The 18,835-nt window shown below is 56.5% G+C and carries 20 protein-coding genes; 3 read left to right on the top strand and 17 right to left on the bottom strand.

Annotated features, from left to right (window positions below; genetic code table 11):
- Positions 1-16: 16 nt before the first annotated feature.
- The 12 genes from emrB to FN633_RS15770 form a co-directional block, all read right to left on the bottom strand.
- Positions 17-1,570, bottom strand: coding sequence for a multidrug efflux MFS transporter permease subunit EmrB (gene emrB / locus FN633_RS15825; protein WP_154058366.1), 1,554 nt, complete (start codon positions 1,568-1,570; stop codon positions 17-19).
- Between the two features lie 5 nt (positions 1,571-1,575).
- Positions 1,576-2,751, bottom strand: a complete 1,176-nt coding sequence (gene emrA / locus FN633_RS15820; RefSeq protein WP_154058365.1) for a multidrug efflux MFS transporter periplasmic adaptor subunit EmrA — start codon at positions 2,749-2,751, stop codon at positions 1,576-1,578.
- A gap of 122 nt (positions 2,752-2,873) precedes the next feature.
- A complete protein-coding gene (gene mprA, locus FN633_RS15815; RefSeq protein WP_042387615.1) occupies positions 2,874-3,404 on the bottom strand; it encodes a transcriptional repressor MprA in 531 nt (176 codons plus the stop codon).
- 161 nt (positions 3,405-3,565) lie between these two features.
- Positions 3,566-4,750 (bottom strand): MFS transporter, encoded by a 1,185-nt coding sequence (locus FN633_RS15810; RefSeq protein WP_154058364.1) that lies wholly within the window; start codon positions 4,748-4,750, stop codon positions 3,566-3,568.
- A 125-nt stretch (positions 4,751-4,875) separates the two neighbouring features.
- Positions 4,876-5,871 carry a glycine betaine/L-proline ABC transporter substrate-binding protein ProX gene (proX, locus tag FN633_RS15805; protein ID WP_154058363.1) on the bottom strand — a complete coding sequence of 332 codons (996 nt, stop codon included), beginning with the start codon at positions 5,869-5,871 and terminating at the stop codon, positions 4,876-4,878.
- Positions 5,872-5,936: 65 nt separating this feature from the next.
- Positions 5,937-7,010, bottom strand: coding sequence for a glycine betaine/L-proline ABC transporter permease ProW (proW, locus tag FN633_RS15800; protein ID WP_154058362.1), 1,074 nt, complete (start codon positions 7,008-7,010; stop codon positions 5,937-5,939).
- Positions 7,003-8,205 (bottom strand): glycine betaine/L-proline ABC transporter ATP-binding protein ProV, encoded by a 1,203-nt coding sequence (gene proV, locus FN633_RS15795; protein ID WP_154058361.1) that lies wholly within the window; start codon positions 8,203-8,205, stop codon positions 7,003-7,005. Before proV ends, proW begins: the two co-directional genes overlap by 8 nt.
- Before the next feature lie 353 nt (positions 8,206-8,558).
- Complete coding sequence (gene nrdF, locus FN633_RS15790; protein ID WP_154058360.1) at positions 8,559-9,521, bottom strand: class 1b ribonucleoside-diphosphate reductase subunit beta; 963 nt, start codon at positions 9,519-9,521, stop codon at positions 8,559-8,561.
- 10 nt (positions 9,522-9,531) lie between these two features.
- On the bottom strand, positions 9,532-11,676 hold the full coding sequence (nrdE, locus tag FN633_RS15785; RefSeq protein ID WP_154058359.1) for a class 1b ribonucleoside-diphosphate reductase subunit alpha: 2,145 nt from the start codon (positions 11,674-11,676) through the stop codon (positions 9,532-9,534).
- On the bottom strand, positions 11,649-12,059 hold the full coding sequence (nrdI, locus tag FN633_RS15780) for a class Ib ribonucleoside-diphosphate reductase assembly flavoprotein NrdI (RefSeq protein WP_154058358.1): 411 nt from the start codon (positions 12,057-12,059) through the stop codon (positions 11,649-11,651). The genes nrdE and nrdI overlap by 28 nt, the downstream gene beginning before the upstream one ends.
- Positions 12,056-12,301: a glutaredoxin-like protein NrdH gene (nrdH, locus tag FN633_RS15775; RefSeq protein WP_042387601.1), complete on the bottom strand. Its 246-nt coding sequence runs from the start codon at positions 12,299-12,301 to the stop codon at positions 12,056-12,058. The genes nrdI and nrdH overlap by 4 nt, the downstream gene beginning before the upstream one ends.
- A 181-nt stretch (positions 12,302-12,482) precedes the next feature.
- Positions 12,483-12,917: a carboxymuconolactone decarboxylase family protein gene (locus tag FN633_RS15770; RefSeq protein ID WP_154058357.1), complete on the bottom strand. Its 435-nt coding sequence runs from the start codon at positions 12,915-12,917 to the stop codon at positions 12,483-12,485.
- Between the two features lie 88 nt (positions 12,918-13,005).
- Here FN633_RS15770 and pdxR point away from each other — a divergent pair, with 88 nt between their 5' ends.
- Complete coding sequence (gene pdxR, locus FN633_RS15765) at positions 13,006-14,349, top strand: MocR-like pyridoxine biosynthesis transcription factor PdxR (RefSeq protein ID WP_154058356.1); 1,344 nt, start codon at positions 13,006-13,008, stop codon at positions 14,347-14,349.
- Positions 14,350-14,372: 23 nt separating this feature from the next.
- Here pdxR and FN633_RS15760 read toward each other — a convergent pair whose 3' ends face one another.
- Positions 14,373-14,699, bottom strand: coding sequence for a DUF883 family protein (locus FN633_RS15760; RefSeq protein ID WP_042387595.1), 327 nt, complete (start codon positions 14,697-14,699; stop codon positions 14,373-14,375).
- A gap of 161 nt (positions 14,700-14,860) precedes the next feature.
- Between FN633_RS15760 and FN633_RS15755 the strand changes: the two genes are divergently transcribed.
- A complete protein-coding gene (locus FN633_RS15755) occupies positions 14,861-15,205 on the top strand; it encodes a DUF2002 family protein (protein WP_042387593.1) in 345 nt (114 codons plus the stop codon).
- A 12-nt stretch (positions 15,206-15,217) separates the two neighbouring features.
- Here the strand turns inward: FN633_RS15755 and alaE are convergent, their stop codons facing one another.
- Together alaE and FN633_RS15745 are read right to left on the bottom strand one after the other, a co-directional pair.
- A complete protein-coding gene (alaE, locus tag FN633_RS15750; protein ID WP_154058355.1) occupies positions 15,218-15,667 on the bottom strand; it encodes an L-alanine exporter AlaE in 450 nt (149 codons plus the stop codon).
- 294 nt (positions 15,668-15,961) lie between these two features.
- Positions 15,962-16,141 carry a hypothetical protein gene (locus FN633_RS15745; RefSeq protein WP_154058354.1) on the bottom strand — a complete coding sequence of 60 codons (180 nt, stop codon included), beginning with the start codon at positions 16,139-16,141 and terminating at the stop codon, positions 15,962-15,964.
- 239 nt (positions 16,142-16,380) lie between these two features.
- Here FN633_RS15745 and FN633_RS15740 point away from each other — a divergent pair, with 239 nt between their 5' ends.
- Complete coding sequence (locus FN633_RS15740) at positions 16,381-16,539, top strand: YqaE/Pmp3 family membrane protein (RefSeq protein WP_042387589.1); 159 nt, start codon at positions 16,381-16,383, stop codon at positions 16,537-16,539.
- A 42-nt stretch (positions 16,540-16,581) separates the two neighbouring features.
- Here the strand turns inward: FN633_RS15740 and FN633_RS15735 are convergent, their stop codons facing one another.
- On the bottom strand, positions 16,582-17,994 hold the full coding sequence (locus tag FN633_RS15735; RefSeq protein ID WP_154058353.1) for a DNA cytosine methyltransferase: 1,413 nt from the start codon (positions 17,992-17,994) through the stop codon (positions 16,582-16,584).
- A 110-nt stretch (positions 17,995-18,104) separates the two neighbouring features.
- Positions 18,105-18,749, bottom strand: coding sequence for a helix-turn-helix domain-containing protein (locus tag FN633_RS15730; protein ID WP_154058352.1), 645 nt, complete (start codon positions 18,747-18,749; stop codon positions 18,105-18,107).
- Positions 18,750-18,835: the final 86 nt, after the last annotated feature.

The following is an 18,835-nucleotide window of genomic DNA, read 5'->3' as shown; positions in this document are numbered from 1 at the left end:
TTTTCAGCTTTTTTGCTTAGTGCGCGCCACCGCCACCGCCACCGCTACCTGCGCCAAACGGCGGTTTGGCAAACCACACCAGCCCCAGCATGACCACGAAGATCCCTGCGGAGATCCAAAATATCTCGTTGGCGGAGATAATCAGGCCCTGGTTAGTGATCTGCTGGGCTATCCAGCCCGAAGCCTGCTGCTGTGTCATCCCCATTCCCTGCAGCTGGTCATACATAAGCTGGGCGTTAGGGTTGTAGGGCGTCACCGACTCCGTGAGCTGGGCGTGATGGATCGACTCCCGGTTGGTCCACAGCGTGGTGGTAATGGACGTGCCGATGGAGCCTGCCAGCGTACGCGAAAAGTTCGACAGGCTGGAGGCGGCGGCAAGGCGCTCAGGCGGCAATCCAGAGAGGATAATGGTCGTCAGCGGCATAAAGAAGCAGGCGACGGCAAACCCCTGGATAAACTGCGGCAGCGCCGAGGCGGCAAAGTCCATGCCCGGCTCGAACGTATAGGCACGCCAGTAGAAGCAGACCGCATACATAATAAAGCTGAAGGTGACCAGCCGACGCATATCCAGCTTATGGGCAAAGCGGCCGATAATCGGCGACAGGATCACCGGGATGATCCCCACCGGCGCAGAGGCCAGCCCCGCCCAGGTGGCCGTGTAGCCGTAGACCTCCTGCAATAGCTGCGGCAGCAGCACAATCGCGCCAAAGTAGAGCATGTAGGCCATGCTGATACAGAGGCAGCCGATGGTGAAGTTGCGCGACTTAAACAGCGAGAGATCGACAATCGGGTGGTCGTCGGTCAGCTCCCAGACTATCAGGAAGCTCAGCGCCACCACCGCCACAATGGTTAGGATAATGATCTCCCTGGAGTTGAACCAGTCCAGCTCTTTACCCTGGTCGAGCATCACCTGCAGGCAGCCAATGCCGATCACCAGCAGCGCCAGGCCAACGGCGTCAATGCGCCGCTGCTCGGTGCGGGTTTCCCGTCCGCGCAGGCTCTGCATCGCCATGACCACCACCACAATGCCGATGGGCACGTTGATAAAGAAGATCCAGCCCCAGTGATAGTTATCGCTGATGTAACCGCCCAGAATCGGGCCGCAGATCGGGGCGACGATCACCGTCATGGACCACAGCGACAGGGCGATAGAGCGCTTCGCCGGCGGATAGTTGCTGAGCAGCAGACTCTGCGAGAGTGGGATCAGCGGCCCGGCAACGATCCCCTGCAGAACGCGGAAGAAGATCAGCATGTTGAGGCTGGTCGACATCCCGCACGCCCAGGAGGCGATAGCAAAGGCAATGGTCGACCACAGGAACAGCTTTACCTCACCGACGCGCTTCGCCAGCCAGCCGGTGATCGGGATAGAGATGGCGTTTGCCACCCCAAAGGAGGTGATCACCCACGTCCCCTGGCTCAGTGACGCGCCAAGGTTACCGGCAATGGTGGGGATCGCCACGTTGGCGATGGTGGAGTCCAGCACCTGCATAAAGGTCGCCAGCGACAGCGCAATGGTCATAATGACCAGCTGCGCCCCCTCCAGCGGTTTTCTCGGTTGCGTAGCGCTCATCAGGGTTAGCCCGCGTTGGCCTGCACGATATCGTTAATCAGGATATTCACCGGTTCGAGGCCGATCTCCCGCGCGTTACTCTCATAGGCTGGCGTGGTGCGTGCCTGGCTCGCCAGCATCTGGCCGTCGCTGTTGCTGGTATCTACTGTGACCAACGTTGACAGGCCAATACGCAGCGGATGCTGGGAAAGCTGGTTGGCATCCAGCTCAATACGCACTGGCAGACGCTGAACCACTTTGATCCAGTTCCCGGTGGCGTTTTGCGCCGGAAGCAGCGAGAAGGCGCTGCCGGTACCCATATCGAGACCGACTACCTTACCGGTGTAGGTCACGTCGTCGCCGTAGATATCGCTCACCACGGTTGCCGTCTGGCCGATACGCATGTGCGCCAGCTGGGTCTCTTTGAAGTTAGCATCCACCCACAGGCCAGAGGCAGGCACTACCGCCATCAGCGGAGTCGTGACGCCAATCTGCGCCCCAGGCTGAACCGCACGGCGGGAGACGTAGCCAGTCATGGGGCTGACGATTTTGGTCCGCTGCAGGGCGAGCCAGGCGTTGCGCACTTCGGCTGCGGCCTGCTTCACCGCAGGCTGATCTTCCAGGCGGGTGCTCAGAATCATCGCCTGGTTGGCGTTATACTGCTGAACTGCCACGTCGAGCTGGGCCTGGGCGCTGGTGACGGCGTCGCGAGCGTGCTGCAGCTCTTCACGGCCAATCAGGTTCGCGGTCCCCAGCGGCACGCGGCGGTTAAGATCGCTCTGCGCTTGGGCGAGGGCGGTCTTCTGCACCTCAATGTTGGCCTGATACTGCTTGCTGTTGATCATCATCTGGCGGGTCTGACGCACGCTGGACGCGAGCTCGGTCTGCGCTTTCTCGAACGCCTGCTGCGCGTCAGTGGGATCCAGCGTGACCAGCACGTCACCCTTTTTCACAAAGTCGGTGTTGTCGACCCAGACTTTCGTCACGCTGCCGGACACCTGCGCCATGATCTGAACCTGGTTCCCTGCCACGTAGGCATCATCAGTCTCTTCATGATGACGCAAAACTAAAAACCAATAGATCCCATATGCCACGGCAATAACGATAAAGAGCAAGGTCAGAATAAGCAGGATGCGCGTACGCTTACCTTTCTTATTGTTGACCGGTTGCTGCGGGGTTTGACTCTCCGCATTTGCGCTCATGTTTGTTCTCCACGATCTTATTATTTCACATCGGCTGAGCCGACCTGTTCACCAAAAGGCCAGCACGTTGTGCTGGCCTGGCAATTTCTTATGTAATCAGGATTGTCGTGCGGATCGTCGCGTTAGCGCAGCGCCTCAAGGATGACGTCTTGTTCATCCATCTCATCCAGGCGAGTAAGCAGCTTACGGGTGATCTGCTCAAGCTGCTCTTTCTCTTCAACGGTAAGCGAAGACCAGAGCTGGTGCAGGCAGTTATGCTGCGGGGGCAGCACCTGACGTAAAAATTCATGACCTTTATCGGTCAGCTGTAGATGCAGGCAGCGGCGATCGTTATCGCTCTCGCGACGTTCGATCCAGCCACGCTTTTCCAGTTCATCGGCGATACGGGTCGCGTTAGTACGGGACGAACCCAGCGCACAGCTCAGCTCAGAGGGTTGAATGCTGTGGTTTTCCTGAGACTCCAGCGTAATTAACGCCATAAATAACGTCTCGTTAATCCCTTGAGCTTTCAGCATCTTATTGCGGTTATCCAGCAGCTTCCCCTGCATGTGCATGCACAGACGGGTAAGGAGGATCTCGTTGAACGGGAAATCCTCATAGCGACTGGCGCGAAATTTTAGCATTTGTTCAATGGGCGTAAACGAACTATCCATTTTGGGTATGACCTCATTAGTTACAGCCGATATAGTAACGATAGTGACAAATAAAGTAAATGTATTAATTATGGATATACATTTAGCACCTGAAACCGTCACCAAGCGGGGATACCTTACCACCCCCGCCGTTACCTAAGTCAATAAAAGGTAAGGAGTGGTTACTCCGTAGCCGATTGCCGATGATAGCCGCGCCACCAGACCAGCAGGTTGATCAGCGCCATCACGCTGCCTGCCACGCAGACGCCGCGCCAGCCGTCGTGCTGCCAGGCGCTAGCGGAGATCAGCGACCCGGCCGCACCGCCGATAAAGTAGCTGGTCATGTAACCTGCGGTAAGGCGGTTACGCGCCTCCGGCTTAACGCGATAGATCACCGTCTGGTTGGTGATGTGTACCCCCTGCACCGTGAGATCCAGCACAACAATACCGACGATCAGCGCCAGCGCCGAGGCGTGGCCGAACCAGATGGCAATCCACGACAGCAGGAGCAGCAGCAGGCCCCAGGTGGTGGTCAGGTGTGATTTGCCCCGATCCGCCAGGCTGCCTGCGGGACGCGCACCGAGCGCACCCGCGGCCCCTGCCAAGCCAAACAGGCCGATGACGCCTTCAGAGTAGTTAAAGGGCGGGGCGGCGAGCAGGAAGGCCATGGAGGTCCAGAGAATGCTGAAGTTGGCAAAGGTAAAGCAGCCCAGCACGGCGCGGGTACGCAGCAGCCTGTCACGGGTAAAGAGGGAGAACACCGAGCCGAGCAGCTGGAAGTAGTTGAGGTGATTGTCCTGCTTGACCTTAGGCAGGCCGCGCCAGAGGGCAAACGCCATCACCACCATCAGGACGGTGGCCACCCAGTAGACCGTACGCCAGCCGCCGAGGTTCGCCAGCAGTCCGGCGACGGTGCGCGCCAGCAGGATCCCCAGCAGCAGGCCACTCATGATCGTCCCGACGACCTTGCCACGCTTCGCCGGTGTGGCGAGGGTCGCGGCCAGCGGCACAAGTATTTGCGCGACGACGGAAAAGAGGCCGGTGAGGGCAGTGCCGAGGATCATCATGCCCAGCGACTGGCTGGTGGCGGTAATTAACATCCCGCCCGCCGCGAGCAGGGTCATCACCACGATCATTGTCCGGCGCTCGAACATATCGCCCAGCGGCACCAGCAGCAGCAGGCCCGCCGCATAGCCGAGCTGGGCGGCGGTGACGATAAAACCGGCCTGGCTGGAGGAGAGCGAAAAGGCGCGCGCGATGGTATCGAGCAGAGGCTGGGCATAGTAGTTGCTGGCCACGGCGAGGCCGGTAGCCACAGACATAAGCACAATCAGCGCGGGGCTGAGCGGATGAGATGATTTGGTCATGATAAGCGATATTCAGATAAATGATTATTTATCATAACGAATTCGCGGATAGCTGGGGAGAGTTCGTGTGTCGGTTCGTGCTGTTGAAAAAATGCTCCCCCACCTGCAGGTGAGGGAGAGAGTGCTTACTGCTGCGCAGCCAGCGCCGCTTTGATCCAGCCGTCAAACTGCTGCTGGTGAGCTTTGATCCAGCCGTCAACATGGCCCTGGATATCCGCGTCCGAGGCTTTGCCTGCGTGCATCATGGCATTCTGCGCATTGATATCTGCCAGTGGGAGCTTCATCACGGAGAACAGCTTCGCCGCCGCCGGGTTTTTCTCGGCCCAGGCTTTGTTTGCCACGATATGCATGGTGTTCACCGGGAAGCCATAATTCATGCCGTTCGGCAGCTTGGTGTCGATATCCTTCTGCTCGCCCGGCAGGGAGGAGAACGGTACCTGCAACCAGACGACATCTTTACCCGGTTTCAGCACGTCGCTCACCCAGTATGGCGTCCAGGTGTAATAGATAACCGGTTTGCCCTCTTTAAAGCGGGCAATGGTGTCGGCCATCATCGCGGCATAGTTGCCGTGGCTAACGCTGACGGTTTTCTCCAGATCGAAGGCTTTGTTCTGGTGGTTGATGACCGCTTCACAGCCCCAGCCCGGCGAGCAGCCCATCATGTCGGCCTTGCCATCACCGTTGGTATCAAACAGTTTGGCGATCTTGGGATCCTTCAGCTGTTCGATATTGGTGATGTGATACTTCTCGGCGGTCTTTTTATCAACCAGGTAGCCCTGCGCCGCGCCGGAAACAAAGGTGCCTTCACGGTAGAACTTCTTATCACCACCGGCGGCAGCGTACATGTCATCATGCAGCGGCTGCCAGTTAACGGCGGTAAAGGTGGCATCGCCGGAGGCAATCGAGGTATAGCCGACGTTGTAGTCCACTTCGCTGGACTTATTTACGGTGTAGCCGAGCTTCTCAAGGGCACGACTGACCAGCAGCGTCTGGAACGACTCCTCGGAGATGGTGCTCTGGATCGGCTGAACGGTCATGCCTTTGCCCGGCAGGTCAGCGGCGAAAGTGCTGGTTGAGACAAGGGTGGCAAACGCTGTGGCAAAAAGTACGCTATGTCGCATCGTTGTTCCTTAGTTTTTAGAAGGGGCAGGTAAGCCCGGCCAGCACAGCGCCGCCGGGCAAGAAGTTACTTAATGAAAGGACGAGTCACTAATCCGATAGGACCGGAGGTATACCAGCGGCGGTTGCCACGACTGCGGGAGTCGCGACCTACGGCCTGGGTCAGGCGGTCGAGAATGATCGCCAGGATCACGATCCCGACGCCGCCGACGGTGGCAAGGCCCATATCAAGGCGGCCGATACCGCGCAGCACCATCTGGCCGAGGCCGCCCACGGCGATCATCGAGGCGATCACCACCATCGAGAGGGCGAGCATCAGCGTCTGGTTCACACCGGCCATGATGGTCGGCATCGCCAGCGGCAGCTGCACTTTAAACAGCATCTGGCGCGGGCTGGCTCCGAACGAGCGTGAGGCTTCGATCAGATCTTCCGGCACCTGGTTGATACCGAGGATCGTCAGACGCACGATCGGCGGCAGGGCGAAGATAATGGTTACCACCACGCCCGGCACGTTGCCGATACCGAAAAGCATAACGATCGGTACCAGGTAGACAAACGCCGGCGTCGTCTGCATCGCATCCAACAGCGGGCGAATAATTTTCGCCGCCCGCGGGCTGCGTGCCAGCCAGATCCCCATTGGCAGGCCAATCACCACGCAGAAGAGCAGGGCGGTCAGCACTAGCGCCAGAGTGATCATCGCCTGCGACCAGGCTCCGATCGCACCGATCAGGATCAGCGACACCAGGGTGGCAATGCCCATGCCCGCGCTGCCAAACTGCCAGGCGATCAATGCAAAGATCACAATAGCAACCGGGGCAGGCATACCCAGCAGCATCTGCTGGAAGCCGTTGAGGATATAGTCCACCGGCACTCGGATGCCCTGGAACACCGGGCGGAAGTGGGTCACCACCCAGTCGATACCGGTTGTTACCCAGCTATCCAGCGGGATCAGCGTCTTGTGGAACGGATCCATAATGTTGAAGTGTTCCGGCGCAGGCGGGGCGCTGTTCAGCCAGTCTGCGCTGCCGCCGTCGGTCGGTGCCGGGGCTGAAGAGCCCCAGGCGTCGGCAGACTGCGTTGCCGTCGATTGTGCGGCGTCTGCCGCCTCGGTGGTTCCCCACGGATTAGATTGATCAGCCATTGTTTGTCCCCTCGCGATCTAAAGCCTGCAGCAGCATCCGTTTTGAGATGATGCCGACGTACTGTTGCTCCTCACCCACTACCGGCACGGCACAGGGTGCCTGGCCTACATGGGAGAGCAGTTCGCTAAGCGGCGTCTCTGCGTCGACCGGAGCCGGAGAGTCAATTAACGCCGCGTCGATACCCTGCTGTTGGCTCAGGGCCGCCTTCAGGGAGTCGATGGAGACCGTGCCGACAAACTTGTTGCCGCGCTCAATGACATAGCCATATTCGCGGTCCTCGTCCTCCAGTAGCTTCAGCGCCGAGCGCGGGCCGAAGCCGGGGGCTTTACGCAGCAGGCCAACCGGGCTACGGCGGGCAATATCCTTGGCGCTAAACACCTGGCTGATGTCTACGCCACGGAAGAAGGTGCGCACGTAGTCATTGGCCGGATTATTTAAGATCTCATCCGGCGTGCCGACCTGCACCACTTCGCCGCCCTGCATAATGGCGATGCGGTCGCCGATGCGCATGGCTTCGTCGAGATCGTGAGAGATAAAGACAATGGTGCGCTGCTGGCGGGACTGAAGCTTCACCAGCTCGTCCTGCATCTCGGTCCGGATCAGCGGATCGAGAGCCGAGAACGCTTCGTCCATCAGCAGAATATCGGGGTTAATGGCCAGGGCGCGGGCAAGGCCCACACGCTGGCGCATGCCGCCGGAGAGTTCATCCGGATAGGCGTGGGCGTAGTTCTCCAGCCCGACCTGACGCAGCGCATCCAGCGCTTTCGTCTGGCGCTCGCCCGCAGGCACTCCCGCTAATTCCATACCAAACGCCGTATTGTCCAGTACGGTCATGTGTGGCATTAGCGCGAATGACTGGAAGACCATTGCAATCTTTTTCCTGCGCACCTCGCGAAGCTCGGCGTCGGAGATTTTGGCGATATCGACGCCATCAATCAGTACCTGGCCGCGGGTGGGTTCAATCAGGCGATTGAGAAGGCGAACCATGGTCGATTTCCCCGATCCGGAGAGCCCCATGATGACGAATATCTCGCCTTCTTCAATGGCCAGACTGGCGTTGATAACGCCAAGCGATAGCCCTGTTTTTTCCAGAATTTGTGCTTTCGAAAGTCCCTTGTCGATATATTTGAACGCACGCTGTGGGTTATCGCCAAATATTTTATAGAGATTCTTTACTTCGAGTTTAATTGCCATGCAATAAAAAAGTTCCCGTATTTATTTATATCAATAACGATCCTGATGGAAATAATGAACGGGCTATACCCTAGCACAGTGAGAATCTGAGACAACCCTCAATCGCACTCTGGCATGGAATTTGCCGAGCCGCGAACGGCGCGACTTCCAGTGATATAAGGGCCTGGGGGCGATATGCGGAGGGGCAATTTTTTTTGCTACGGCAACGGAAATTCCTCCGAATTTGCAGCGTTCAGAGGAATAATTAGCAGGAGTTAACCATACGTTAGAAAGTAATAAATTTGTAATATGAATGGCGATTTTGGGAAATATCCTGGCAGGCCCGTGGGGAATAGGGCCCGCCAGAATAACAATTAAAAATCCCAGTCTGCGTCTTCAGTTTCCACCGCTTTGCCCATCACGTAGGAGGAGCCGGAGCCGGAGAAAAAGTCATGGTTTTCGTCGGCATTGGGTGACAGCGCCGCCAGAATGGCCGGATTGACGTCGGCCATCTCCGGCGGGAACAGTGCCTCGTAGCCAAGGTTCATCAACGCCTTGTTGGCGTTGTAGCAGAGAAAGGCTTTCACCTCCTCTTCCCAGCCGGTTCCTGCGTAGAGTGCCTCGGTATAGGCCAGCTCGTTATCATAAAGATCCATCAGCAGATCGAGGGCGAAATTTTTCAATGTCTCCCGCTCGCCAGCATCCACTTTTTCCAGCCCGCGCTGGTACTTATAGCCAATATAATAGCCGTGTACCGCCTCATCACGAATGATCAGCCGGATTAGATCGGCGGTGTTGGTCAGCTTGCCCCGGCTGGACCAGTACATCGGCAGCCAGAAGCCGGAGTAAAACAGGAACGACTCCAGAAAGACGCTGGCGATCTTCTTCTTCAGCGGTGCATCAGCGGCGTAGTGCGCCAGGATAATCTGCGCCTTACGCTGGAGCGGAGCGTTCTCTTCGCTCCAGGCGTAGGCGGCATCCACGTCGCTGGTGTGGCAGAGAGTAGAAAATATCGAGCTATAGGAGCGGGCGTGCACTGCCTCCATAAAGCTGATATTAGACATCACCGCCTCTTCGTGGGGCGTAATGGCGTCGGCCATCAGCGCCGGTGCGCCGACGCCGTTCTGAATGGTGTCCAGCAGCGTCAGGCCGGTGAAGACGCGGATCGTCAGCTGCTGTTCAGCGTGGCTTAGCGTTTGCCAGGCGGGAATGTCGTTCGATAGCGGCACCTTCTCCGGCAGCCAGAAGTTGCTGGTCAGCCGGTTCCAGACCTCTAAATCCTTATCGTCCTGAATAATGTTCCAGTTAACGGCGCGAACCCGTGATAAACGGCTCATCCTCTTCTCCTTACAGCGCGCATGACACGCAGCCTTCAATTTCAGTGCCTTCCAGCGCCAGCTGACGCAGGCGAATGTAGTACAGCGTCTTGATGCCCCGCTTCCAGGCATAGATCTGCGCGCGGTTAATATCGCGGGTGGTGGCGGTATCCGGGAAGAAGAGGGTGAGAGACAGGCCCTGATCCACATGGCGCGTCGCCGCCGCGTAGGTGTCGATAATCTTCTCGGGACCAATCTCATAGGCATCCTGATAGAGATGCAGGTTGTCGTTGGTCATAAACGGGGCAGGGTAGTAGACGCGCCCGGTTTTTCCCTCCTTGCGGATCTCAATCTTCGACACAATGGGATGGATGCTGGAGGTGGCATGGTTGATGTAGGAGATAGAGCCGGTGGGCGGCACGGCCTGCAGGTTTTGGTTATAGATACCGTAGCGCATCACGTCGTCGCGCAGCTGGCACCACATCTCCCGCGTCGGCAGCACGATGCCCGCCTGAGCAAACAGCGCCCGCACAGTCTCGGTTTGCGGTTGCCAGCACTCCTCAATGTACTGCGTAAAGTATTCGCCGCTGGCGTAGCGCGACTGCTCAAAACCAGCAAAGCGCTGCCTGCGCTCGCGGGCCAGCATCATGGAGGTGTTCAGCGCATGCCAGGTAACGGTGTAGAAGTAGAGGTTGGTAAAGTCGATCCCCTCTTCGCTGCCGTAGGCGATGCCCTCCCGTGCCAGGTAGCCGTGCAGGTTCATCTGCCCGAGACCAATCGCGTGCGACGCGGCGTTGCCAGCTTCAACCGAGGGCACAGAGCGAATGTGGCTCATGTCCGACACCGCCGTCAGCCCGCGAATGGCGGTCTCCACGGTGCGGCCAAAGTCGGGCGAGTCCATGGTGTGGGCGATGTTCAGTGAGCCGAGGTTGCAGGAGATATCGTGTCCGGTTTGGGCATAGTCGAGGTTCTCGTCATAGGTCGAGGCGCTGTTGACCTGCAAAATCTCCGAGCAGAGGTTGCTCATGTTGATTCGCCCGGCAATGGGGTTAGCGCGGTTGACCGTATCCTCGAACATGATATACGGGTAGCCTGACTCAAACTGGATCTCCGCCAGCCGCTGGAAGAAGTCACGGGCGTTGATGGTGGTTTTGCGAATGCGATCGTCGGCGACCAGCGCCTCGTAGTGCTCGCTGATGGCGAGATCACCAAAGGGTTTGCCGTAGATGCGCTCCACGTCGTAGGGGGAGAAGAGCGCCATTGGCGCGTTCTCCTTCGCCAGCCGGAAGGTGACGTCCGGGATCACCACCCCCAGAGAGAGCGTTTTAATGCGGATCTTCTCATCGGCGTTCTCCCGCTTGGTATCGAGAAAGCGCAGGATATCCGGATGGTGAGCGTGCAGATAGACGGCCCCGGCACCCTGGCGTGCCCCCAGCTGATTAGCGTAGGAGAAGGCATCCTCCAGCATCTTCATTACCGGGATCACGCCGGAGGACTGGTTTTCAATTCGCTTGATCGGCGCGCCCGCCTCGCGCAGGTTCGACAGCAGGAAGGCTACCCCGCCGCCGCGCTTGGAGAGCTGGAGTGCCGAGTTAACCGCCCGGCCAATCGACTCCATATTGTCTTCGATACGCAGCAGGAAGCAGGAGACCAGCTCCCCGCGCTGCTGCTTGCCCGCGTTTAAGAAGGTAGGCGTCGCGGGCTGGAAGCGGCCGGAGAGCATCTCTTCGCTAAGCTGGCGAGCCAGCGCCTCGTCGCCCTGGGCCAGGGTCAGGGCAACCATCACCACCCGATCCTCAAAGTGCTCCAGGTAGCGTTTGCCGTCGAAGGTTTTTAGCGTATAGCTGGTATAGAACTTCCACGCGCCAAGAAAGGTGTGGAAACGAAAACCGCGCCGATGAGCGGAGGCAAAGAGCTCGACGACAAACGCCTGACCATAGCGCGCCAGCACGCTGCCGTCGTAGTACCCCTCGCTCACCAGATAGTCCAGACGTTCCTGCTGGCTGGCAAAGGCCACGGTATTCGGCAGGACATGCGCGGTGTGAAACGCCTCCACCGCCTGACGATCTTTATCCAGCTGAATGTGGCCTGATGAATCATAGAGATTCAGCATGGCATTCAGCGCATGGTAGTCCGGCGCGGCCTGCATCACACGCTCTGCGGTTGTCGTTGCCAAAATTCGCTCACTCCTTTTCGCACGTTATCGAGATCCTGCTGCGTGCCCATCAGTTCAAAACGGTAGAGGTAAGGGACGCTGCACTTTTGGGAAATCACATCCCCGGCGCGGCCATAGGCATCACCGAAGTTACGGTTGCCAGCGGCAATGACGCCACGGATCAGCGCCCGGTTTTGTGGATCGTTCAAGAAGCGGATCGCCTGGCGCGGCACCGCGCCCGCCGTGCCGCCACCGCCGTAGCTGGGAACGATCAGAATGTAGGGAACGTCCACCTGAATACGCTCGCGCTCGTTAAGCGGAATGCGCACCGCCGGCAGCCCGAGACGCTCAATAAAGCGCTGCGTATTTTCCGAGCTGCTGGAGAAGTAGACGAGGGTGCTCATGCGCTGGCTACGCGGGAGGCGGGCAGTAGGCGGTTAATCATATCCGGACGGAAGCCCGACCAGCTGGTGTCGCCCGCAATCACCACCGGCAGCTGGCGGAAACCCTGCTCCCGCAGCGTATCGGCCGCTTCCGGAACGAGATCGATATTCACCATCTCAAACTCAACGCCCCGGCTCTCCATAGCTCGTTTTGTGGCGTGGCACTGGACACAGTCGTTTCGAGTGTAAATAGTTATGCGCATGATTCGTATTCCCATTTATAATGGCGTGTCGGCGCGAAAAATCGCACCGGGATAGGTTGTTCTTGCTTACAGGAATACTAGATGTAGTTATAAAAATTATCAACCACGCTATATATAGGTTTTAGGGCAGGCTTATGCCCCGTCGGCGATGGCGACGGGGGCGGGTGGCTTTTAGCCGAAATTACAGGCGCATGGCGACGGCGAGACGGTTAAACGCATTCATCAAGCTGATAGCGCAGGTCAGATCGCTTATCTGCTCAGCGCTAAAATGGGCCAGCAGAGGTTGATAAACGCTCTCTTCCGCGTGGCTGTCGGCAATATGGGTAACCGACTCGGCCCACGCCAGCGCCGCCTGCTCTTTATCACTGAAGTGGTGGCTGATGCGCCATCCTGCCAGCGCATCGAGTTTTGCCAACTCAACGCCCGCTTTACGCAGCGCCCGGCTGTGCTTGTCGAGACAAAATGCACAGCCGTTGATCTGTGAAATACGCAGGTAGATAAGCTCAATAAACGTGTTATCAAGCGAGCACCGTTCCAGCGCCTGGCTGGCCTGAATCAGGCCGTTGTAGATGGCTGGGCTAAGTTCATAGAAAGGCTGGCGTAGTAGCTGGGTCATCACTCTTCTCCTCGTTAAGATGGCGAAAATGTAGCACTATGATGGTCTGCTCAGGAGAGCCATATTTTGATTAAAAAGGCAGACCATAATGGATGCACGCTATCAGCAAATTGCCCGGCAGCTTAAGGCCGCCATTACTTCAGGCGAGCTCAAAACCGGTAGCCGCCTGCCGTCGAGCCGCACATGGGCCCAGGAGAATGGCATCTCACGCACGACGGTTGAGCAGGCTTACGGGGAGCTGGTCGCCCAAGGATGGCTGGAGCGACGCGGACAGGCGGGCACCTTCGTGAGTCAGACTTCGCCTTCGGCGTTAGCAGAGGCACCCGCCGTGCAGCACGGCGACGAGCATGAACCAAAGCCGTTTCAGATGGGCTTGCCCGCGCTGGATCTCTTTCCACGTGCGCTATGGGCGCGGCTGACCGGCAGACGCCTGCGTACCCAGTCGCGCTTCGATCTTACGCTTGGGGATCCAGCGGGCGAAGCTATTCTGCGTCAGGCTATCGCCGACTATCTGCGCTTCTCCCGCAGCATTGAATGCCAGCCGGAGCAGATATTTATTACCTCTGGCTATGCACAGTCGATGAGCCTGATCCTGCAAACGCTGGCCCGCCCAAGGGATAGTATGTGGGTGGAGGATCCCGGGTTCCCGTTGATCTCTCCCGCCATTGATGAGGAAGGGATCCAGCGGCTTCCGGTGCCCGTGGATCACAACGGGATGGATATCGAGGCGGCGATAGCGCGCTGGCCCCAGGCGCGGTTTGCGTTACTCACTCCGGCCCATCAAAGCCCGCTGGGTGTGGCGCTCTCGCTGCCCCGCCGCAGGCAGCTGCTGGCGTGGGCGGCCCAGCACAATATGTGGATTATTGAGGATGATTACGACAGCGAGTTTCGCTATCACGGCAGGCCGCTGCCGCCGTTAAAAAGCCTTGATGCGCCGCAGCGGGTGATCTATACCGGCACCTTTAGCAAATCCCTGTTTCCGGCCATACGCACGGCATGGATTGTTGTGCCAACCGCTGAAGCTGCGGCATTTCGTCACGGGATCAACAGTATCCCGTGCAGCGTTCCCACGCTGTGGCAGTGCGCGCTGGCGGATTTTATTCAGCAGGGACATTTCTGGCGCCATTTGAAAAAGATGCGGCTGCACTATGCTCAGCGGCGCGCCTGGCTGGAAGCCGCGCTCATCCATTACGGGTTTAACGTGGTGCCCCAGTTGGGCGGCATTCAGCTGGTGGTCGCTATCGACGGCGATGACAGAGCCATTGTGGCGCGGGCGCAGCAGAGGGGGTTGGCAGTACAAGCGTTAAGCGACTGGCATAGCACGCAGCCGGGGCGCAGCGGGATCCTGATGAGTTTTACGAATATTACGTCCGCCGAGATGGCGATGCAGTGGGTAGGGCAGCTTTACGAGGAATATAAAGAAACCCCGTGAGGGTTAGCTCACGGGGTTGGATATTATCGACGGAGGCTTAGCAGCGCGCCGAGGAAGATCCCGGCGGCAGCGGCAGCACCTACGCTGCACCATGGCCTGTCTTTAACAAAGCTGTCCGCGCAGCCTGCAACATCGGTCGCTGCTTGCGTAACGCGATTGCGGCCATGCAACTTGGCTCGGGTCTGCTTCAGCAGCGCCTGTGCTTTACGACGGGCACCGTCTGCATCATCTTTTGCATCGCTTCCCCAGGACTTCAATACCGCCTCCAGAGAGTCCGCTAGCTGGCTGACATCATTATTAATATCGTCTACGCCTGCATCTACGTCGCTACGGTTTGGTCTTCTAAGCATATGATCCTCCCTTGATTTCGATGTATTAACCAGTGTAGCGCATAATTTTAACCTCTGACGGCAATCACGACTTGATGGGGCCTTTATGGACTTTTCCGAAAGCGCTGCTAATGCTCAATACTGTAAGGTGGCGCTGCTGTAGACGATGACGAGGATAAAATATGTACTTACGACCCGATGAGGTGGCACGCGTTCTTGAGAAGGCGGGATTTACCATGGACGTCGCGACGCCAAAGGCCTATGGCTATCGTCGCGGAGATAACTATGTGTATGTGAATCGTGAAGCACGGATGGGGCGCACGGCGCTGATTATTCATCCTACGCTGAAAGAGCGCAGCCAGACGCTGGCTGAGCCGGCTTCCGATATGAAAACCAGCGATCACTATCAGCACTTTCCGCTCTACTTAGGCGGCGATGCGCAGGAGCACTACGGCATTCCGCACGGTTTTAGTTCACGTATGGCGCTGGAGCGTTATCTGACCGGACTTTTTGGCGAGTCGGCCTGACTCGCCATGCCATCAGGCTTTGGCCTGATGATAGCTGCTGACCCGGAACAGGCGACGGCAGTAATCGAGGAAGTAGCCGTAGGCTGCGCCCATCACCATTGAAACCACAATATTTGAACTGACGGCAGCAGCGATCTGATGCCAGTCAGCGCCCACCACTAACAGGATCGTCACGTAGACCGGCGACTGAAACGTCACGTATGCCAGCACGTCCGCCAGGTTTTTAACCCCACCAGCAGGAGAGAGCCCTCGGGCGAAGCGCATAAACGCATCGCGATAGAGGCCATAGGGCCATGCAATGAGGATGTTTACCGGGATAGCGACCAGCCGCGAGGAGAGAGACTGCTCGAACGTCATTCCCGAGAGGAAAATCTCAATCAGCATGTTCACGACAGAACAGTAGACGACCATCGCAAACGTGTCCGCCATGGCATGACGCAGGCGAGACTGCGGAGAGAACATGCTGATGCTCCTGCATATAAGTAACTAAAAAGGAAAGGTTAGACAGCGTTTTGCGATGCTGCTTTGATTGCGCATAGAGTATATCTCTGTCTGTCAATGCACAACTAGCGTAAAATTTTTATTTATCACGCTTTTGTCGATAACATCCTCTGCGGCAGGCTGTTTTTCATCCGCTGCGTTATTTTTGGTGGGTTTTTAAGTTAATTTTTTATTAATCAATCAGTTATTAGAAAGAGAGGAACGGCGAGGGGAAGCGGTACGGTGAGCGGGCACCCACCGTAGGAGAAGCACCTTTTAGCAGACGCCGAAGTTGCCTTCTTCTCTGTACAAAGTCACATCAGCAGCCTTAATGGTTACCTTTTCACCCTGCTCATTGCTGGCAGGTACGGCAACAATCTGGTCATCATTCACTTCTACAACTTTAAGCTTCTGGCCGCCAATGCGGGGCTGAACATAATCACCAACTGAAAACATAATGTCTCTCCTCTCTTTTGATGCATTCACTATAGGCCAGGCCAGCAGCCTGAGAAAATAAATAAGACCGATTATAACTATCGTTCAACATCTTAAGCGAGATTAAGCCAAAGTTTCACGGTACGTAAAAGAGGGTAAAAGCATGGGGAGAAAGTGGCAGAGTGACTTAAAATAGCTACGCTTAAAGGGAAAATCTCTTTTTATACAGCCACCTGCATAAATTTTACACGGGAGTAACTATGGGTTTCTGGCGAATTGTACTGACGATTATTCTGCCCCCGCTGGGCGTCCTGCTTGGCAAGGGCTTTGGTATGGCGTTCATTCTGAACATCATCCTGACACTTTTGGGTTACATCCCGGGTCTGATCCACGCCTTCTGGGTACAGTCGCGTTCATAATGGCGCTTTCGGGCAGGAGACCTGCCCGTAGCCATCACGCCGCTAGCGTCTTTTAACCGCGTCGAGAATGTAGGGTTCCAGCAGCTTCGCCACGGCAGCGAAAACGGGAACCACCACCGAGTTACCAAACTGGCGGTAAGCCTGGGTATCGGAAACCGGAATACGAAACGGTGCCTGCCCAGGCTTTTCAAATCCCATCAGACGAGCGCACTCTCTTGGCGTTAAGCGCCGGGGCCGCCGCAGCTGGTTATCAGCGTTACCGAAATCAGCTTCGCCGAGCGCCCGATCCCATCCCCTGTCGATTAAAATCTCCGAACCATCTTTGTAATAGCGGGCCGACAGCGTACGCGCCACGCTCTCTGCGCGGGTGGGATCCACCAGACCGAAGCCAAAGCCGTTACCCTTAGCCTGATGTTTTTTGGCGTAGTGCCAGAGATAGTGCCAGAGCTTTTCTGACAGGATGTATTTGCTATCCGCGTCCGGCTGCAGAAGCTCACCAAAGGCAGGGCGGCGTTCCGGGTAGAAGCGGGCAACGTCGCGCAGGGTAAAGCCATGATGAATGCCCAGATCGCGTCTGAACCCTACCAGCACGATGCGCTCCCGGTGCTGGGGCAGGAAGTGTCGACCATCGATAACCTTGGGATCGTCTTTACCCACGGCGGTTGCATCGGCAACCTCATAGCCCAGCTCATCCAACGTCGCCATAATGACGGCGAAGGTTTTACCTTTATCGTGGCTCTTCAGGTTCTTCACATTTTCCAGCACGAAGATAGCGGGTTTTTTCGCTTTGATAATTCGCGCTACGTCGAAAAAGAGGGTGCCCTGCGCTTCACACTCAAAGCCGTGCGCTCGGCCGAGGGCGTTTTTCTTACTGACGCCTGCCAGGCTAAACGGCTGACAGGGGAAACCAGCAAGCAGCACATCGTGATCGGGAATAGCGGCATCGATGTGCGCATAGGCCTCGGTTTCAGACACGTCTTTATCTGCGCTGAGGGTGACCTCGCGGATATCCTGGTTAAACCGATGTGATGCTTCGTCATTAAACCAGTTAGCCTGGTAGGTACGAACCGCGTTTTTGTTCCACTCGCTGGTGAACACACACTGTCCGCCGATGGCTTCAAAGCCGTGGCGAATGCCGCCAATGCCGGCAAAAAGATCGATAAAGCGAAAGGCATAGTTGGGATGATGCGCCGGAGGGGAGGGGAGCATCTTTTGTAGCAGCTCTGCTTCTAATGCCGTCAGGGTTTTCGGTGCGCTCTTACCGTTTACCCAGCGGTTAAGCGTCTCCCGGCTCCACTCGCTCTTACCCAGCTTTCGCAGCTGCTCCGCCACATATTTTTGACCATAGATGGCCAGCACCTGGTCCAGCAGCTTCCTGTCCTGAGCCTGCTGCTGCTCCTCTTGCGTACGCGCGCGTTCCAGCAAATCCTGCGCTATCACATCAAATTCCGCCATGATCTCTCCTTGGGTTTAATGCGTGAAAATATATCACTCATTTGACCCAGCGGAACGAAGATTTTTTGTTAAATGGTGCCGGGTAACGGTTAGCCGCCTCAACGATAACCTCAGAATCGATCGGGAAGATTTCGGTTAATACGCATCAGCCTGCCTTTTTCCATCTCAATAAAACCACCCGCTTTCAGTTCGGAAAGAATTTTCAAAATAATACTTCTCGATAATCTGGAGAAGGTTTGCATATATTTTACAACGGTATAGCGCTCTTTAATAGCACAGGCATTTTCACTGTCCATATAGATGAGGTAGCCTCTAATAATTTCATAGGCCGACTGTAACCCGGACGTAGCGGTCCGGGCCGCTAACGAGTTGATAATCGTAACCATAACGTTAATAACGTCAGGCCAGAGATGCTTCTCCTCAATGACCTTTATAAAATCATCAACATTAATTGAATCAATCATACAGGGAGCAATAGCCTCATGCTGAGCAATAGAGCCGTCTGGAGCAAGTTGCCCAAGACCAATAATTGATGGGCTCATCATAATGCCCAGGTTTTGTTTTTTTTCGTCTTTACCCACTGAGCTAATCATTGCCCCATCAAGCAGAAAGTAAATTTTTCTGGCGGGTTTTTCATTTTTCACTTTTATAGGTAACGTCTGACCCGGCTCAAGAAGAGAGGGCTGCTTAACAGGAAAGTGAGATAAAATAGTGTTAATCGATTCAAGAGGCTTGTTTATTTTATGAAGTTCCATTCTTCTTCCTTATCCTTAATGGATATATTGAAGGTGGATATACTATCGTTTGAAAACAATAAAAGGAAGCAGAGAGTGCAATGATA

This window comes from Pseudescherichia vulneris (genome assembly GCF_902164725.1).
Taxonomy (GTDB): Bacteria; Pseudomonadota; Gammaproteobacteria; order Enterobacterales; family Enterobacteriaceae; genus Pseudescherichia; species Pseudescherichia vulneris.
The sequence above is the reverse complement of the archived record's forward strand: the minus strand, read 5'-3'. Positions and strand labels throughout refer to the sequence as shown.

What these genes read in the sequence shown, in the direction of transcription:
- emrB (WP_154058366.1), bottom strand. Translation starts at nt 1,570, where the DNA reads ATGAGCGCTACGCAACCGAGAAAACCGCTGGAGGGGGCGCAGCTGGTC.
- emrA (WP_154058365.1), bottom strand. Translation starts at nt 2,751, where the DNA reads ATGAGCGCAAATGCGGAGAGTCAAACCCCGCAGCAACCGGTCAACAAT.
- mprA (WP_042387615.1), bottom strand. Translation starts at nt 3,404, where the DNA reads ATGGATAGTTCGTTTACGCCCATTGAACAAATGCTAAAATTTCGCGCC.
- FN633_RS15810 (WP_154058364.1), bottom strand. Translation starts at nt 4,750, where the DNA reads ATGACCAAATCATCTCATCCGCTCAGCCCCGCGCTGATTGTGCTTATG.
- proX (WP_154058363.1), bottom strand. Translation starts at nt 5,871, where the DNA reads ATGCGACATAGCGTACTTTTTGCCACAGCGTTTGCCACCCTTGTCTCA.
- proW (WP_154058362.1), bottom strand. Translation starts at nt 7,010, where the DNA reads ATGGCTGATCAATCTAATCCGTGGGGAACCACCGAGGCGGCAGACGCC.
- proV (WP_154058361.1), bottom strand. Translation starts at nt 8,205, where the DNA reads ATGGCAATTAAACTCGAAGTAAAGAATCTCTATAAAATATTTGGCGAT.
- nrdF (WP_154058360.1), bottom strand. Translation starts at nt 9,521, where the DNA reads ATGAGCCGTTTATCACGGGTTCGCGCCGTTAACTGGAACATTATTCAG.
- nrdI (WP_154058358.1), bottom strand. Translation starts at nt 12,059, where the DNA reads ATGAGCACCCTCGTCTACTTCTCCAGCAGCTCGGAAAATACGCAGCGC.
- nrdH (WP_042387601.1), bottom strand. Translation starts at nt 12,301, where the DNA reads ATGCGCATAACTATTTACACTCGAAACGACTGTGTCCAGTGCCACGCC.
- FN633_RS15770 (WP_154058357.1), bottom strand. Translation starts at nt 12,917, where the DNA reads ATGACCCAGCTACTACGCCAGCCTTTCTATGAACTTAGCCCAGCCATC.
- pdxR (WP_154058356.1), top strand. Translation starts at nt 13,006, where the DNA reads ATGGATGCACGCTATCAGCAAATTGCCCGGCAGCTTAAGGCCGCCATT.
- FN633_RS15760 (WP_042387595.1), bottom strand. Translation starts at nt 14,699, where the DNA reads ATGCTTAGAAGACCAAACCGTAGCGACGTAGATGCAGGCGTAGACGAT.
- FN633_RS15755 (WP_042387593.1), top strand. Translation starts at nt 14,861, where the DNA reads ATGTACTTACGACCCGATGAGGTGGCACGCGTTCTTGAGAAGGCGGGA.
- alaE (WP_154058355.1), bottom strand. Translation starts at nt 15,667, where the DNA reads ATGTTCTCTCCGCAGTCTCGCCTGCGTCATGCCATGGCGGACACGTTT.
- FN633_RS15745 (WP_154058354.1), bottom strand. Translation starts at nt 16,141, where the DNA reads ATGTTTTCAGTTGGTGATTATGTTCAGCCCCGCATTGGCGGCCAGAAG.
- FN633_RS15740 (WP_042387589.1), top strand. Translation starts at nt 16,381, where the DNA reads ATGGGTTTCTGGCGAATTGTACTGACGATTATTCTGCCCCCGCTGGGC.
- FN633_RS15735 (WP_154058353.1), bottom strand. Translation starts at nt 17,994, where the DNA reads ATGGCGGAATTTGATGTGATAGCGCAGGATTTGCTGGAACGCGCGCGT.
- FN633_RS15730 (WP_154058352.1), bottom strand. Translation starts at nt 18,749, where the DNA reads ATGGAACTTCATAAAATAAACAAGCCTCTTGAATCGATTAACACTATT.